This window comes from Cupriavidus basilensis, from assembly GCF_000832305.1.
GTDB classification, from domain to species: Bacteria; Pseudomonadota; Gammaproteobacteria; order Burkholderiales; family Burkholderiaceae; genus Cupriavidus; species Cupriavidus basilensis_F.
On sequence record NZ_CP010537.1, the window covers coordinates 2673798 to 2690352 of the forward strand.

The 16555-nt window shown below is 66.2% G+C and carries 15 protein-coding genes; 8 read left to right on the plus strand and 7 right to left on the minus strand.

Annotated elements, in window-relative coordinates:
* Positions 1-74 precede the first annotated feature (74 nt).
* Together RR42_RS32435 and RR42_RS32440 are read right to left on the minus strand one after the other, a co-directional pair.
* Positions 75-1094 carry a hypothetical protein gene (locus tag RR42_RS32435; protein ID WP_144410007.1) on the minus strand — a complete coding sequence of 340 codons (1020 nt, stop codon included), beginning with the start codon at positions 1092-1094 and terminating at the stop codon, positions 75-77.
* Positions 1095-1259: 165 nt separating this feature from the next.
* A complete protein-coding gene (locus RR42_RS32440; protein WP_082055181.1) occupies positions 1260-2405 on the minus strand; it encodes a 4-hydroxyphenylpyruvate dioxygenase family protein in 1146 nt (381 codons plus the stop codon).
* A gap of 453 nt (positions 2406-2858) precedes the next feature.
* Between RR42_RS32440 and RR42_RS32445 the strand changes: the two genes are divergently transcribed.
* Entirely contained in the window at positions 2859-3692 is an 834-nt protein-coding gene (locus RR42_RS32445) for a shikimate dehydrogenase family protein (RefSeq protein WP_043356022.1), read from the plus strand.
* 33 nt (positions 3693-3725) lie between these two features.
* Here RR42_RS32445 and aroQ read toward each other — a convergent pair whose 3' ends face one another.
* Positions 3726-4178, minus strand: coding sequence for a type II 3-dehydroquinate dehydratase (gene aroQ / locus RR42_RS32450; protein WP_043356023.1), 453 nt, complete (start codon positions 4176-4178; stop codon positions 3726-3728).
* 77 nt (positions 4179-4255) lie between these two features.
* Positions 4256-5308: a Gfo/Idh/MocA family protein gene (locus tag RR42_RS32455; RefSeq protein WP_043356026.1), complete on the minus strand. Its 1053-nt coding sequence runs from the start codon at positions 5306-5308 to the stop codon at positions 4256-4258.
* 108 nt (positions 5309-5416) lie between these two features.
* Between RR42_RS32455 and RR42_RS32460 the strand changes: the two genes are divergently transcribed.
* From RR42_RS32460 to RR42_RS32475, 4 genes are all read left to right on the plus strand, one after another.
* Positions 5417-6376, plus strand: coding sequence for a LysR family transcriptional regulator (locus RR42_RS32460; RefSeq protein WP_043356027.1), 960 nt, complete (start codon positions 5417-5419; stop codon positions 6374-6376).
* A 210-nt stretch (positions 6377-6586) separates the two neighbouring features.
* Positions 6587-7999, plus strand: coding sequence for an MFS transporter (locus RR42_RS32465; RefSeq protein ID WP_043356029.1), 1413 nt, complete (start codon positions 6587-6589; stop codon positions 7997-7999).
* 309 nt (positions 8000-8308) lie between these two features.
* Complete coding sequence (locus RR42_RS32470) at positions 8309-9370, plus strand: porin (RefSeq protein ID WP_043356031.1); 1062 nt, start codon at positions 8309-8311, stop codon at positions 9368-9370.
* A 74-nt stretch (positions 9371-9444) separates the two neighbouring features.
* Positions 9445-10404 carry an AEC family transporter gene (locus RR42_RS32475; protein ID WP_043356033.1) on the plus strand — a complete coding sequence of 320 codons (960 nt, stop codon included), beginning with the start codon at positions 9445-9447 and terminating at the stop codon, positions 10402-10404.
* Between the two features lie 24 nt (positions 10405-10428).
* Here the strand turns inward: RR42_RS32475 and RR42_RS32480 are convergent, their stop codons facing one another.
* A complete protein-coding gene (locus RR42_RS32480; protein ID WP_043356035.1) occupies positions 10429-11196 on the minus strand; it encodes an IclR family transcriptional regulator domain-containing protein in 768 nt (255 codons plus the stop codon).
* A 131-nt stretch (positions 11197-11327) separates the two neighbouring features.
* Here RR42_RS32480 and RR42_RS32485 point away from each other — a divergent pair, with 131 nt between their 5' ends.
* The 3 genes from RR42_RS32485 to RR42_RS32495 all read left to right on the plus strand — a co-directional run bounded on the left by RR42_RS32485 (position 11328) and on the right by RR42_RS32495 (position 14718).
* Complete coding sequence (locus RR42_RS32485) at positions 11328-13211, plus strand: bifunctional sugar phosphate isomerase/epimerase/4-hydroxyphenylpyruvate dioxygenase family protein (RefSeq protein ID WP_043356037.1); 1884 nt, start codon at positions 11328-11330, stop codon at positions 13209-13211.
* Positions 13212-13257: 46 nt separating this feature from the next.
* Positions 13258-14082, plus strand: coding sequence for a 3-keto-5-aminohexanoate cleavage protein (locus RR42_RS32490; protein WP_043356039.1), 825 nt, complete (start codon positions 13258-13260; stop codon positions 14080-14082).
* A 90-nt stretch (positions 14083-14172) separates the two neighbouring features.
* On the plus strand, positions 14173-14718 hold the full coding sequence (locus RR42_RS32495) for a shikimate kinase (RefSeq protein WP_144410008.1): 546 nt from the start codon (positions 14173-14175) through the stop codon (positions 14716-14718).
* Positions 14719-14777: 59 nt separating this feature from the next.
* On the opposite strand, the gene RR42_RS32500 is transcribed toward RR42_RS32495, so the two are convergent.
* The gene (locus RR42_RS32500) at positions 14778-15686 is read right to left on the minus strand and encodes an ABC transporter permease (RefSeq protein WP_052495123.1); all 909 of its coding nucleotides are present in this window, start codon (positions 15684-15686) and stop codon (positions 14778-14780) included.
* A 19-nt stretch (positions 15687-15705) separates the two neighbouring features.
* Positions 15706-16554, minus strand: coding sequence for an ABC transporter ATP-binding protein (locus RR42_RS32505; protein ID WP_043356040.1), 849 nt, complete (start codon positions 16552-16554; stop codon positions 15706-15708).
* Position 16555 lies beyond the last annotated feature (1 nt).

Genomic DNA, 16555 nt, shown 5'->3' on the forward strand with positions numbered 1-16555 from the left:
CGTTGGACAGGCACTTCCGGAGCCAGCCCGTTGCCGCAGCGGCCCTGGAAGTGGTGGAAGTGGTGGAAGTGGAACTAGAACGAAGGCACCGGGTTCTCGCCCTGGCTTACCTGGTACTTGCCGTCCTGGAAGCGATAGCGCACCACCGCATCCAGCGATTTGCGCCGCGGCTTGGCCGCGCCTCCCGGTAGTTTGACCTCCTGGCCCCGGAACGCCACGGTCAGGTCACCCGGCGTGTCCGCGCCAAGGGCAAATGCCGGTTTGCCCTCCACCGCATAGCAGACCTGCTCGCCGGCGTCCTGGCTATCCGTGCCGCGTTGCGCGAGCACGTCGGACTTGCCTGACAGCGCCTCGTCGCATGGCTCGAGCGCGCCGGAATTCTCCGCGCTCATGGCCACGCCGCCCAGCAGGGTGGAGATCTGCCCCGGCGCCAGGCGATAGAACGACGCCCAGCTGCCGCAATAGCCTTGCCAGCAACTGCCCCAGGTCAGGGTGAGCGCAAAGTCCGTGGCCGATATCTTCGCGACCGACGACTCGCCGAGCGAGCCTTGCCCGCCTGAGAAGTCGTAGCCATCAACACGCCGGCTGAGCTGCCAGCCGCCGGGGCTTTCGCCACTGGCCGTGGCATCGCGCGTAAAGAAGTACGCGCCCAGCCAGGCACCCGCCGCGTGGCTATTGTTGCGCGTGCCGCCTTCATCCACCACCATGCCCTCGGTCAGCATCACCGCATGGGTGTCGTCCAGCCGGATCACCTGGATCGGCTTGACATCGATGGTGCCGTCCACCAGCGGCGCCTCGCCCGTGCCCTTGTAGTCCGGGTCCGGCAACGCGGCGCGCACCACGCGGCCTTTGTCGTCGTCGCGCCAGGCGGGAAAGGCCAACAGGATCAAGGCCTCGCGCTTGAGGGTGTCGGCCTGCGCCACCGCGGCAGAGGCCAGCGCGGCCTGCGCGGACGAAGCGCCAGCCGCCGCGGGCGGGGCCTCATGCCGCGAGCAGGCGGGCAAGCCGAGGCAAAGCGCCAGGGCCGGCGCCAGCATCCGCCTGGCGATACGTCGGGAATCCGCGGAGGTGGCACGAAGCGAGCAAAAAGTCATGTCGACGGCTGGCGCAAGGGCCGCGGCTGCGCGGCCAGGAATGGGCAGGCAAAGCGAGAATCACGAACCGCGGGAACCACGGGAAATGGCCACGCGGATGCCGCGCACCGCACTATCCGCGAGCCGGTCCGCGCCGTCAAGGCGGGCCGGCTGCCATCCGGGCCCTCAAGCCGGGGCGTTGGGCGTAGAGGCGGAGCCCATGGCGGCCTCCAGCGCGGGCAGGTTGCCCTCGCCGAAGCCATGGTAGTTGTCGCGCTGGACGATTTCGAAGAAGAACTCGCCGGCCTCGCGGCGGGCAAAGGCTTGCAGGAAGGCCTCGCGCGTGCCGTCGGCGCGCAGCGCGCCGTCCACCAGGATGCCGTAGCGCCGCAAGGCCGCCAGATCCAGCCCGTGGCCCGGCACGCGCGCATCGACAGTGTCGTAGTAGGCCGCGGGCGGCTCGACAAAGCGCACGCCGTTGCGCGCCAGGGCGGCGGCGCTGGCCACCAGGTCGTCAGTCGCCAGCGCGATGTGCTGGATGCCTTCGCCGTGATGCCCTGACAGGTAGTGCTCCATCTGGTCGTGGCGCTGCGTGCCTTTCTCATAGATCGGGATGCGGATCAGGCCGCAGGGCGAGAGCAGCACGCGGGAATCGCTCGCGACATGCCAGCCGGCATTGACCTCATGGATCTCGCGAAAGCCCAGCACCTTGCGATAGAAATCGAGCCACTCTTCCAGATGCCCGGGGTCGACCGCCTGCGTCACGTGATCCACGCGGGCCAGGCCGGCGCCAGCGGTAGTGGCGGCGGTATCCGTGGCGGCATGCGCCAGCGCGCGGAAATCCACGTCGTAGATGGAGATGTCGCCCACGTCGCCGGGCCGCCCCTCCTTGCCGCGCCAGCGGTCGATAAAGTAGATGATGGAGCGGCCAATGCCCTGGATGGCCGGGATATTCAGCTCCATCGGGCCGACCGTGCCGGCCTCGAACGGCCATGCGCCGGCATCGACCGCGCGCGCGAATGCCGTGGCGGCATCGTTGACGCGGATGCCGACCGCGCAGATCGAGAGGCCGTATTCGGAGGCATAGCGGGTGGCGAAGGAATCCGGCTCCGCGTCAACGATGAAATTCATCTCGCCCTGGCGGAACAGCTTCACGTTCTTGTGCCGGTGCTGGGCAATGGCATGAAAGCCGAAACGCTCGAAGGTGCGCCCAAGCGCCGCGGGATCGGGGGACGCAAATTCGACGAACTCATAACCCATGATGCCCAGCGGGTTCTCCCAAGGCTGGAAATCGTCGGCGCGCGGCGAAAAAACGTCTGCCGGTCGGCTCATGTCTGCTCCTTTTTATGTGGTCCGTGGTGGCTGCGGGTGTTAGCCATCATAGCAAGGGCCATCGCTTCGCTCTAGCCCGAGTGCCGTGCCGCCTTGGCGCCGTGCCGGGGTCGGCCGGCGGCAGCCGAAGCGTAGCCGGCGCCCCGCGCGCCAACAATGGGAGCGCCCCGGCCTGTCGCGCTATTCGTGCGCCAGCGCGCGATGAACGCACCAATTATGGGTAAACCCTTAGCTTCGATGCCATCCCCGCAAAATGGTCTCATCCACCGGGGCAAACCCGAATTCCGCCCCATAAGCGCGCACATACGTCCGCCTATCGCGCATAGTGCGCATTGCACCTCTTGGTTTGCCTCATTTCACCCCTTAAGCTTGTGCTACCCACCTCTCTTCCGCCTTGCGGAACAAACCGCAATAAGCAGCAAGTAACAAGTAACAGGCAACACGGACACCACCATGATCGACGGCAAGACCACCCTCATCGCGCATATCGGCTACCCCACTGAGTCCTTCAAGGCGCCGATGATCTACAACCCCTGGTTCGCGCAGCGCGGCATCAATGCCGTCGTGGTGCCCATGGGCCTGAAAGCCGAGCACTTCGCCGATGGCTTGCGCACGCTGTTCCGGCTGACCAACCTGCGCGGCGCGCTCATCACCATGCCGCACAAGGTTTCCACCATGGAACTGGTGGACGCGCTTACGCCGACGGCCCGCATCGCGGGCGCCTGCAACGCGGTACTGCTGCGCGACGACGGCACCTTGCTCGGCGATCAGTTCGATGGCGCGGGCTTCGTGCGCGGCATCCAGCGCAAAGGCTGCCAGCTGGAGGGCGCCAGCGTGCTGGTGTCCGGCTGCGGCGGCGTGGGCTCGGCCATTGCCGCTTCGCTGGCCGGCGCCGGCGTGGCGCGGCTAGGCCTGTTCGATGCGCGCGACGCCTCGGCGCAGGCACTGGCCGCGCGGCTGCAGGCGCACTACCCGCAATTGCAGGTCGGCACGGGCTCGAACGATCCTGCCGGCTACCAGCTGGTGGTCAACGCCACGCCACTGGGCATGAACGAGGACGATCCCCTGCCCTTCGACGTCAGCCGCATCGACCCGCAAGCCTGGGTGGGCGAGGTGGTGATGAAGACGGAGTACACGCCTTTGCTGCGCGCGGCGCTGGAGCGCGGCTGCCAGGTCCAGGTGGGCACCGACATGCTGTTCGAGATGATTCCCGCCTATCTTGAATTCTTTGGTTTTGGCACGGCGACAGCCGAGGAACTGCGCGCCGTTGCCAGGATCGCTTATTGAACACCGCTGTCTTGCTGTCGAACAAGCAACGCGTTATTTGGCCGGCGCGCCCGCCAGTTTTGCGGCGATGAACTGCAACGCCAGCCCGTACCCCTGGATGCCGAAGCCCGCCATCACCGCCTCCGCGATATCCGACAGGTAGGAGTGATGGCGGAACGCCTCGCGCTTGTGGACATTCGAGATATGCACCTCGACGAAGGGGATGGCGACCCCGGCAAACGCATCGCGGATCGCCACGCTGGTATGGGTGAAGGCGCCCGGATTGATCAGGATAAAGCTGACGCCTTCGGTGCGCGCTGCGTGGATGCGATCGACGATGGCGCCCTCATGGTTGCTCTGGAAGCAGGCCAGGGACAAACCCAGATGGCCGGCCTGCTGGCGCAGGCTGGCCTCGACATCGGCTAGCGTGGCCGAGCCATAGATCTGCGGCTCGCGCGTGCCCAGCAGGTTCAGGTTGGGCCCGTTCAGGACGAGTACGGATTTCATGGTGGTTCCTCTGTTTTTCACTGATGGGTCAGGTTGATTGCTGCCGGCCGGTTGCCGCTGGCTGGAAGACGCCCGGCTCAGGCGTCCACCGTCTCGACAATGCGCCCGCTGCGCGCAGCTTCGGCGATGGCTTCGGTCACGCGCAGATTCTGCAGCCCGTCATGCACGGTGACAAGCGGCGCGGCAGCGCCGCGGATCACATCGCAGAAATGCGCGAGCTGGCGCGCGAGCGGGTCCTCGCGCGTGAGCTCGACCACGCTGGCCTGGAAGGGCTTGAACCACGAGCGGTCCTGGTCGTGCGCATAGATCTTGAGCCGCATGGTCGGCACCGCGAGCGAGCCGCGCGTGCCGGCGATCACATAGCAATCCTCGTCCGGATAGCTGGCATAGTCCGCGTTCTCCCGCGAAGTCTGCTCCCAGCTGCGCGCCGAAGCCGCGCTATCGGACAACATGAACGTGCCGAGCGCGCCGTTGGCAAAGCGCAGGTTGACCGCCACCGTGTCCTCGACCGGAAACTGCCGCGCGGCGTTCGACGCCATTGCCTGCACAGCCACGATCTCGCCGCACAAGGCCCGCAGGTTGCCGATCTCGTGAATCATGTTGATCAGGATCGGCCCACCGCCGCTCTGGCGGCGCCACGGCGCCGCCGCGAAGTAGTCATCGGGCTTGCAGAACATCGCCGTGCCAACCACCGCCACGGGCGTGCCCAGCACGCCTTGCTGCACGATTTCGCGTGCACGGGCCAGCAGCGGGCTGTGCGCGCGGTGATGGCCGACCAGCAGCTTTGCATTGGCCGCCTCGGCTGCCCGGCGCAGGCGCATGCCCTCCTCCAGGCTGTGCGCCACGGGCTTTTCAATCAGCGCCGCAACGCCCGCGCGCAAGCAGGCCAGCGCGTCTGCCACATGCAGCTTGTTTGGCGTGGCGAGGATCACGCCATCGAGCCGTTGCGCTGCAAGGAGTGCATCTAGCGAAGCGTACAAGGGCACGCCCGTAGCGCGCGCCACCTCGGCCGCTTCCGCTGCGGGGTCGGCAATGGCGGCCAGCTCGCAGGCCGGGCTGGCCTGCACCAGTTCCATATGGCGGCGGCCAATCAGGCCGGCGCCGGCAATGCCGATTCTGAGCTTTGTCATGTGCTGTGCTGGTGAGGGATGAGCGCGGGGTGAGCCCCGCATCCGGCCGCCTGGACAGGGGCCATCAGCACAGCGTACTGTTATACGTCGATACGATAATCAGGCGTCATGGAAACTCACAATGTCCCATTGGCGAACAATGACCCCTTCCTCCGGGATCTACGCCTGTTCTGCACCGTGGCCCGGCGCGCCAGTTTTATCGCCGGCGCCAACGAGATGGGCCTGTCCGCCGCGCATGTGAGCAAGCGCATCGCCACTCTCGAGGCCATGCTCGGCGTCAAATTGTTCCACCGCACCACGCGCCGTGTCAGCGTGACCGCCGACGGTGAAGCGGCCTTCCTATGGGCGCAGAAGATCCTGGATGACGTCGAGGGCATGCTGGAAGCGGTTGGCGGCGCAAGTGCAGGGCCACGGGGCCTGCTGCGCATCAGCACCAGCTTGCGGCTCGGGCGCGACCACCTCTGCCCGGCGCTGTCCCTGCTGCGCCAGCGCCATCCCGCGCTCGAAGTCTGGCTGGAACTGCTGGACCGCCGCGTCGACCTGATCGCCGAGAACTTCGACCTCGACATTCGCGTGGGCGAAGTCCAGGAACCCCACCTGATTGCCCACAAGATCGCCCCGGGCAGCCGCATCCTGTGCGCCGCGCCCGCCTACCTGGCCCGGCACGGCCAGCCCCGGACTCTCGCGGAACTGGCACGGCACGACTGCCTGCCCTTTCGCGACCGCGACCAGCGCTTCGGGGTATGGCGCATGGCCGGGCCCAACGGCATGGAAACCGTCAAGATCACGGGGCCCATGGCCTCCAACCACAGCGATATCGTGCGCCAATGGGCACACGAAGGCTACGGCATCATCATGGCCTCGATATGGGACGTGGCCAGCAGCATCCGCAGCGGCGCGCTGGTGCGCGTGCTGCCCGCGTACCACCAGCCGGCCGACGTATGGGCGGTGACCACCGCGCGCGCCTCGGGCGCGGCCAAGATGCGGGCCTGCATCGATTTCCTCAAAGCGCAGCTAACGCAAGGACCGCACGCACTGGCAACCACCCTGGAATCCGAAGTGGAGTAGCGTGCGCCACGCGGGGAATGGGAGCGAACGGACATCAACGCGTTCCGACCTCTCTTTGCAACGGATTGGAGGTGTCATCCCGCTGGTAGAAACCCGGCTTTTGCGCGCGTATCGCGCAGTCTGCGCGAATAGCGCGCCAATTGTGAGAATTCGCCTTGTCGACGATCAAGGGATCGCTTAATTTCCAGCCAACAATGACTGGAGACGAAATTGGCTACTACCCTCAATGACCGTGACCTGCACGGCAAGCGCCAGACCAAGAAGGCGACCGCGAGCGGCTGGATCGGCTCGGCACTCGAGTACTACGACTTCTTCATCTATGCGACCGCGGCGTCGCTGATCTTCCCCCAGATTTTCTTCCCCTCGGGCAATCCCAAGGTCGCCATCGTTGCTTCGCTGGCAACCTACGGTGTCGGCTATATCGCCCGGCCCATCGGCGCCCTCTTCCTGGGCCACTGGGGCGACACCCACGGGCGCAAGAACGTACTGGTGCTGTGCATGTTCCTGATGGGCTTCTCGACCGTGGCAGTCGGCCTGCTGCCGACCTACAGCCAGGTTGGCATGCTCGCCCCGGTGCTCCTGGTTATCCTTCGCCTGATCCAGGGCTTCGCGGTCGCCGGTGAAATCTCCGGCGCCAGCTCGATGATCCTGGAGCATGCGCCGTTCGGGCGCCGCGGCTACTACGCCAGCTTCACGCTCCAGGGCGTGCAGGCCGGCCAGATCCTGGCCGCCGCGGTCTTCCTGCCGCTTGCCTACTACATGCCGTCGGACGCGTTCAATGCCTGGGGCTGGCGCATTCCCTTCCTGCTGAGCGCCGTCGTGCTGGTGGCAGGCTTCGTCATCCGCCGCGAAGTCTCCGAGACCCCGGCGTTTGCCAAGGAAGCCAAGGCCGGCGAAGTGGTGCGTTCGCCCATCATCGAAGCCTTCAAGTTCAGCTGGCCCGACATGATCCGCGTGGTGTGCATGGCCCTGATGAACGTGATCCCGGTGGTAGCCACGATCTTCGGTGCGGCCTATGCGGTACAGCCGGCGTACGGTGTCGGCTTCGACAAGAGCCTATACCTGTGGATTCCGGTGGCAGGCAATATCCTCGCGGTGGTGGTCATTCCAATTGTCGGCAACCTGTCCGACAAGATCGGCCGCAAGCCGCCGATCGTCATTGGCGCGCTTAGCTCGGGGTTGCTTTCCTTCCTCTATCTCTACGCCATCAGCATCCATAACGTGCCGCTTGCCATCGTGGCATCGCTGCTGATGTGGGGCATCGTCTACCAGGGCTACAACGCGATTTTCCCGAGCTTCTTCCCCGAGTTGTTCCCGACACGCTCGCGCGTGTCGGCCATGGCCATCGCGCAGAATATCGGCACCGCCGTCACCGCCTTGCTTCCCGCGCTGTTCGCCACCGTGGCACCTCCGGGATCGGCCAATATCCCGCTGACGATCGGCGCGATTACCTTCGCCGTGACGATCGTTGCAGCCCTGGCCGCCCTGAGCGCCCGCGAAACCCACCGCATCCGCATGAGCGAACTCGGCGAGCCCAACGCTGTTCCCATGGACAAGCAGGACTACGACCGGCTGCGCGCCGAGGCCATGGGCGAGGCAAAGGTGGTCCGGGCGGCCGCCTGAGCGCACCACAGCCTGGCCAGGGAGCACAGAGCGGCCGGTCCGGCGCGGACCAGCGCTCTCTGAGGCCAGGTTCCACCTCCGTCGCCCGTGACCGATATGCACTTGTTGGCGATATCGGCGATATCACGGCCCATCACGCTCCTTTCACCTGATGCCGGTGCGATCGCACGCGCCCAAGGGGGCCCGCTTCCGCGAAAACGCCGAAACGCAACAGCGCGATCGAATCAAATCGAATTACCAAACCCACGTCTTAAAAAAATCAATATCAATATTGATATCCACATGAAAAGTATCTGGAGGAGTATCGACATGAACAAGAAAGCCGCCGCCCTGCTCGTTCTCGGGAGCGCCGCCCTGCCCGCATTCGCCCAGCAATCCGGCGTCACCCTGTATGGTCTCGTCGACACCACCATCCGCTATTCCACCCACGCGAACGCCGCCGGCAACAGCAAGTGGGAGATGACCGATGGCGAACTCACCGGCAGCCGCTGGGGCCTGCGCGGCACCGAAGATCTCGGCAACAACCTGAAGGCCTTTTACATCCTCGAATCGGGTTTCAGCCCGGATACCGGCAGCAGCCAGCAAGGCGGCCGCCTGTTCGGGCGCACCGCGGTGATCGGCCTGGACGGCGATTACGGCAAGCTTGCGCTGGGCCGGCAATACACGCTCGCCCACGAAATCCTGTCCTCCTACGAGGCCATGGCCTTCGCCAACAACTCCATCGTCGGCTACCAGGGCGGCAACTACACCGGCCTGCGCTACGACAACACCATCAAGTACATCAAGTCGTTCGGCGGGCTGCAGGCGGCGGCAGCCTATACCTTCGGCGAGGTCGCGGGCAGCATCAAGGCCAGCAACGCCAGTGCCGGCTCGCTGGTCTACAGCACCGGGCCCATCGAGGTTGGCGCTGTCTACCAGGTCACGCACGATGTCTCCTCCGCCTTCTTCGGCGCCGTGCCGGCCGCGCAGGCCAGCAAGCAAACCGTGTGGGGCCTGGGAGGTACCTGGAAGGCGTCGCGCGCGCAGTATTACCTGGGCTATACCAACAACCGCCTGGATGTGGCCGACTACCGCAACAACGTGGGCTATATCGGCACGCGCGTGAATATCACCGAGGCTTTCAGCTTTATCGGCACCTTCCAGTACGACTGGCTCAAGCATGCCGGCGAGAGCGGCAAGCGCATGACCACCGCGGGCATGCTGGACTACAACTTCAGCAAGCGCACGGACGTCTATGTGGCAGTGGACTACACCCACCTGAGCGGCGCCTGGATCCCGCTGAACAGCTCGCCAGCCTTCAACAACAGCGGCAATATGTTCGGCAACACGACCCGGCTGGGCTTCATGGCCGGCCTGCGCCATAAGTTCTGAGGCGCGTAGCCGGACATGAACTGGCAAGCAGACAAGCCGGCAAGCATACCGACAAGAACACCGACAAGACTCGCATGCTCAACATCCTGGCGATCATCGCGCCGATCTACATCCTCATCCTGATCGGCTTCGCGACGACCCGCGCCGGGCTGTTTGCCAAGGCCGACATGCGCGTGTTCGGGAAGTTCGTGATCAACCTGGCATTGCCGGCGCTGCTATTGCGCGCGCTGTCGCAACGCCAGGTTGGCGAGATTTTCAACGTCGGCTACCTGCTTGCCTATTGCATCGGATCGTGGGCGGTGATCGGCCTGGGTTATGCCTGGTGCCGGCGCGTCGGCCGGCTGAATCCGTCCGCCAGCGCATTCTATGCGATGGGCATGTCGTGTTCGAACAGCGGGTTCGTCGGCTATCCCATCCTCCTGTTGACGCTGGCGCCGGTGGCGGGCGTTTCGCTCGCGCTCAACATGATGGTGGAAAACCTGCTGGTGATTCCTTTCCTGCTCTTCATGGCGGAGCGCAAACAGGGCGGCGCGGGCCGCTGGCAAGCGTTAGGCAAAGCACTGGCCCGGCTGATCCGCAACCCGCTGATCCTTGGCCTGCTCGCGGGGCTGGCGGTGTCGGTGTTTGGCTTGACGTTGCCCGCGCCGCTCACGCGTACCATCGATACGCTGGCAACCGCCTGCAGTGCGCTCTCCCTGTTTGTCATTGGCGGCACGCTGGTCGGACTGCCCATGGGCGGGCTCGGCTCGCGGATCGTGCCCATTGTCGTGGGCAAGCTGGTGCTGCATCCGTTGTGCGTATTGCTGGCGATCACGATGCTGCCGATGCTCGGGCTGCCCGGGATCGACCGCTCGCTTCGCGCAGCGGCCGTGCTGATGGCGGCCATGCCCATGATGGGCATCTACGCCACCCTGGGCCAGGCCTACGGGCAGGAAGATTTCAGCGCTGTGACCTTGCTGATCACAACCATCGCTTCCTTCTTCACGCTGAGCGCATTGCTCTTCTTGCTCGGCGCATTTCACGCGCTCCCCTGACAGGCTTGCCGGGCGCGGCGAGTCTCACAACACCCGCATGATCGAGATCGCCGTATCCTGCAGCACCCGCAACACCCGCTCCAGCGCCTGCTCCGCGCTCTCGTCCCCGATCTGCATATTCACGCTCAACGCGGCAATCACCTTGCCGTGGCGGTCCCGCAGCGGCACCGCCACCCCCCGCACGCCGATCTGCAACTGCTGCTCGACCAGGGCATAGCCCTGCGCGCCGGCACGGCGGATTTCCGCCATCAGCCGGTCCTGCTGCAGGATGGTGTGCGGCGTGTAAGGCGTGAGCACGCAGCCTTCCAGCCAGGCCTTGACCTTCTCCTCCGGCTCGGACGCCAGCATCATCAGGCCGGACGAAGCCAGCGGCGCGGGCACGCGCGCGCCTAGCACGAAGCCTGTGTTCATCACCCGGCTGGTGCCAGTGCGGCAGATGAATACCAGCTCCCAGTCGTCCAGCACGCTCAGGTAAGCCGGCTCGCCAACGGCGGCGGTGATCTGCTGCAAGAAGGGCTGCACGGTGCGCGGCAGGCGGGCGGAGTCGAAGTACGACCACCCGACCTTGAGCACGCGCGGGGTGAGGCTGAACAAGGTGCCATCGCTGGTGGTGTAGCCCAGATGCTCCAGGGTCAGCAGGTAACGCCGCGCCGCGGTGCGCGTGAGACCGGTGAGCTGGGCCGCCTGCGTGGGGGTCAGGCGCGGGTGGTCGTTATCGAATGCCTCCAGGATGGCCAGGCCCTTCTCCAGCCCGGCAATCCAGTCCCGACGGCTCAATGGTTCTTTATCCATAGCGGAAACCCTAATCCCGAGCGCCAGTCGCTCGCATACGCGCGATTGTCGCACGTTCACGCGCGAATTGCGCTTGTTGCCACCTACGATCAGTCCTAATCTTGCCCTACACGAAGCACGCAGGATCTGACATGGACACCACAATCTGGCGCCACCCGAAATCGATCGCCACCGTATCGCTCTCCGGGACGCTCCCTGAAAAACTCGAGGCCGCCGCCGCGGCCGGCTTCGATGGGGTCGAGATCTTCGAGAACGACCTGCTGAATTTCGACGGCTCGCCAGCCGACGTGCGCCGCATCGCGGCCGACCTAGGCCTGGCCATCATGCTGTACCAGCCCTTCCGCGATTTCGAGGCCATGCCGGATGCGATCCGCGAGCGCAACATGGCGCGGGCCGAGCGCAAGTTCGACGTAATGGAAGAGCTCGGTGCGCGCATGGTGCTGGTCTGCAGCAATGTGCAGGAGATCGCCATCGACGATCCCGCGCGCGCGGCAGCCGACCTGCGCGCCATGGCCGAGGCCGCGGCGAAACGCGGGCTGTCGGTAGCCTACGAGGCGCTGGCCTGGGGCCGCCACACCCGGCGCTGGCGCCAGGCGTGGGAAATCGTGCGGCAGGCCGACCACCCCGCGCTGGGCCTGGTGCTGGATAGCTTTCACACGCTCGCGCTTGGCGACACGCTCGAAGGCATCGGCGAAGTGCCAGCGGAAAAGATCTTCTTCATGCAACTGGCGGACGCGCCGCGGATGAGCATGGACGTGCTGTCGTGGAGCCGGCATTACCGCAATTTCCCCGGGCAGGGCGATCTGGCCGTCACCGAGTTTGCGCGCGCGGCAATGGGCGCGGGCTATCGCGGACCGCTTTCGCTGGAGATCTTCAACGACGAATTCCGTGCGGCACCCGCGCGCCTGACCGCGCTCGACGGGCTGCGCTCGCTGATCTGGCTCGAGTCCGAGGCGGGCGGCCCGCCCCTGCCGGCGCCGCCGCGCTTCGGCGGCGTGGACTTCCTGGAGTTCGCGGTGGACTACGTGACCGGGCGCGAGCTGGGCGCGCGCCTGCGCTCGCTGGGCTTTGGCCATGCGGGCCGCCACCGCTCCAAGGCGGTGGAGTTGTACCGGCAGGGCGGCGTCAACATCATCCTCAATGCCGAGCAGGACAGCGCCGCGGCCGAGCACTTCCAGCTGCACGGCCCCTCCGTGTGTGCGCTGGGCCTGAAGGTGGACGATGCCCAACGCGCCGTCACGCGTGCCCGTGCCCTGCTGTGCAAGGAATGGCGCGAGCGCATCGGCCCGCACGAGCGCAGCATTCCGGCATTGCGCGCGCCCGACGGCATGTTGTTCTACCTGATCGACGAACAGGGCTCGGACCGCAGCATCTACGAAAGCGACTTCGTGCTGGAACCCGGCGGCGCCGACAGCGCGGGCGCGGGGCTGATGGCCATCGACCATATCGCCCAGGCCCTGCCGCCGCACAGGCTCGACAGCTTCGTGCTGTTCTACAAGACGGTGTTCGGCCTGCAGGCGCAGGCGCTGCACGAAATCGCCGATCCCTATGGACTGGTCAAGAGCCGCGCCATGGTCAGCGCGGAGCAGAGCCTGCGGATTCCGCTCAATGTCTCGGAGAGCAGCCGCACCGCAACCGGCAGGTTCATCACCGCCTACGCGGGCTCGGGCATCCACCACATCGCATTCCGTACGCCGGATCTGTGCGCGACGCTGGACCAGGCCGTGCCCGCCGAGGCCGCCATGCTCCACGTGCCGGACAACTACTACGACGATGTCGGCGCCCGGCTCGGGCTGGACGATGCCGCGCTGGAACACCTGAGGCAACACCAGTTGCTATACGACAGGGACGCCGGTGGTGAATTCCTCCACGCATACACCGAGCCCTTCCACGACCGTTTCTTCTTCGAGCTGGTGCAGCGCGATGGCTACCTTGGCTTCGGCGCGGCCAACGCCTCGCTGCGCATGGCCGCGCAAGCGCTGGCCAGCCGCAACCGCCAGGCCCGTCCGGCCTGAAGCCGGCAGCGTCATTCCTGATTGGATCCTCACATTGGAGCCTCACATGCAAGATCCCTGCATCATCTCGGTCGCCATCACCGGCTCCGTGCCCCGCAAGAAAGACAACCCCGCCATTCCGATCTCGGTGGCCGAGCAGATCGAGAGCACGCACCAGAGCTTCGAGGCAGGCGCCACGCTGGTGCATCTGCACGTGCGCGACGATGCCGGCAATTCCAGCTCGGACCCGGTGCGCTTCGCCGAGCTGCAGGAAGGCATCCGCAAGCATTGCCCGGGCATGATCGTGCAGTTTTCCACCGGCGGGCGCGGGCGCGCCATGGAGCAGCGCGGCGCCATGCTCGACCTGCGCCCGGACATGGCCTCGCTGGCCACGGGCTCGGTCAACTTCCCCACCACCGTCTACGAAAACCCGCCCGACTTCGTGCGCGCGCTGGCCAAGGCGATGCGCGATTACCACATCAAGCCCGAGATCGAGATCTTCGACTTGGCGATGCTCTACAACACGGCGGACCTGGTCAAGGAGGGCTTGCTGCTGCCACCGGTGCACGTGCAATTTGTGTTCGGCATCAAGAATGCGCTGCCGGCGCGCAAGGACATCCTCGAATTCCAGGTGGCGCAACTGGGCAAGGTACTGCCCGGCGCGACCTGGACCGCGGCGGGCATCGGCCGGCACCAGCTGGAGGTCAATCACTGGACGCTCCAGCTCGGCGGCCACTGCCGCACCGGCCTGGAAGACAATGTGCGCTGGGACAAGGACACACTGGCCGCCAGCAACGCGCAGCTGGTGGGCCGGGTGGCTGAGTTGTGCGCGCAGTACGGCCGCGCCGTGGCCACACCGCAAGAGGCACGCCGGCTGCTCGGCCTGGCATGAGCTTTTTACCGCCCTCCGTTTTGATCACCACGCATCTCGTGCTACCGTAGAGAAGACCGGATCCGGAGCCGAAAACGGCTCAACGCAAACTTGGATTTCGATAACCTCTTCTTCGTTGGCTTCATGGGCGCCGGCAAGACCACCATCGGCAGGACGGTGGCGCGCCGGCTCGGGCTGCCTTTTTTCGATTCCGACCACGAAATCGAGGCACGTTGCGGCGTGCGGATACCCACGATCTTCGAGCTGGAAGGCGAAGAAGGCTTTCGCGAGCGCGAAAGCCGTGTGCTGGATGAGCTCAGCCAGCGCCGCGGCATCGTGATGGCCACCGGCGGCGGTGCCGTGCTGCGCCCCGAAAACCGCGAGATGCTGCGCTCGCGCGGCTGCGTGATCTACCTGTGCGCCTCGCCCGCCGAGCTGTGGCACCGCACGCGGCGCAACCGCAACCGCCCTTTGTTGCAGGTCGCCAACCCGCGCGCCACGCTGGAGGCGCTGTTCCAGGTGCGCGACCCGCTGTATCGCGAGACCGCGCACCTGATCATGCCCCCGCATGGCGACAGCGTGGCGAATGCCGCCGGCCGCGTGCTGGAGCGCCTGGGCTTGAGCGAGCGGGTTCTGCCGCCTCAGGTCGACCCCTGAAGCCTCCCCTCGCGCCACATGCGTGCCGAAAACAGCACTATTTCCCGCCGCCGCCAGCCTCAGTGCTGCATGCCCCAGCGGCGCACGGTCACACGCTCCAGCGTCCTGAACACCAGGTTCTCCACCAGCAGCCCGATCAGGATCACCATGGCCAGGCCGGCGAAGACGCGGTCGGTGTACAGCTCATTGCGGTTCTGGAAGATGTACCAGCCCAGCCCGCCCTTGCCCGACGACGCGCCAAACACCAGCTCCGCCGCGATCAGCGTGCGCCAGGCAAAGGCCCAGCCGATCTTCAGCCCGGACAGGATGGCCGGCAGCGCGGCGGGCACCAGGATCAGCAGCACATAGCGCAGCCCGCGCAGGCCGTAGTTGCGCCCGGCCATGCGCAAGGTGGCCGGCACCCCGCGAAAGCCCGCATAGGTGTTGAGCGCCAGCGGCCACAGCACCGAATGGATCAGCACGAACACCAGGCTCTTGCTGCCAAGGCCAAACCACAGCAGTGCCAGCGGCAGCAGCGCGATGGCCGGCAGCGGGTTGAACATGGCTGTCAGCGTGTCCAGCACGTCGCGCCCCAGTTCGGTGGACACCGCCAGCGTGGTCAGCGCGAACGCCAGCACGATGCCGCCGGCATAGCCTTGCAGCAGCACCGACAGCGAGATGCCAGCCTTGGCCAGCAACTCGCCGCTGCCGATGCCCTCGACGAAAGCCCTTGCGGTGGCGAGGAAACTCGGGAACAGCAGATCGTTGTCCTGCACGCGGGCAATGAGTTCCCACAGGCAGGCCAGCGCCACCAGGATCAGCGTCTTGCGCAGCCAGCCTTGCTGCCACAGGCGCTGCGGCCAGGGCAAGGCGCGCGCGACCGGCAGCGCGGTGAAGGGATCGAGCTTGCGCTCGTATTCGGCGCGGACCACCGTGGTGGCGGAAAAAGATGTCGTGCTCGTGTTTGTGCTCGTGTGCGTGCTCGTCATGGTCGATCCTGGCAGGGGCTCAGCGCGCCTGCGCGGTGCGCGCCGGCGACGGCGCCGGGTGCGGCGCCTCGTCGAACAGCAGATGGTGGATGCGTTGCGCGGTAGCCTGGAACTGCGCCCCGCCCTGGCTGGCCAGGTCGAACTGGTGGCTGTTGAGTTCCGCGCGCACGCGCCCCGGGTGCGGCGACAGCAGCAGGATGCGGCTGCCCACCACCAGCGCCTCTTCGATCGAATGCGTGACAAACAGCAGCGTGAAGGCGGCGTCGTGCCACAGCGCCAGCAACTCCTCCTGCATGCGCCGGCGCGTGAGCGCATCCAGCGCGGCAAAGGGCTCGTCCATCAGCAGCACCTTGGGGCGCATCGCCAGCGCGCGGGCAATCGCCACGCGCTGCTTCATGCCGCCCGACAGGGTGTGCGGATAGGCATCGGCAAAATTCGCCAGCCCCACCTTGTCGAGGAAATGCAGCGCGCATTCGGATGCCTCGCGGCGCGACATGCCGCGCGACTGCATGAGCGGGAACATCACGTTCTGCCGCACCGTCTTCCAGGGCGGCAACTGGTCAAACTCCTGGAACACCACGATGCGGTCGGGGCCAGGCGCGCTGACGGGCGCACCCTCGATCCGGATCTCGCCCTCGCACGGCGCAACGAAGCCCGCCACGGCCTTGAGCAAGGTCGACTTGCCGCAGCCCGACGGGCCGAGCAGCACAAAGCGGTCAGCCGCATGGACATCGAAGCTGACCTGATGGGTGGCGCGCACCACGCGCTCGGGGGTGCGGTATTCCAGCGAGACGCCGTCGACCTGCAACAGCGGCGCCGGGGCAGCTCGCGCGCAAACCACGCGCAGCGGGGAAGGTTGCGCGGTCATG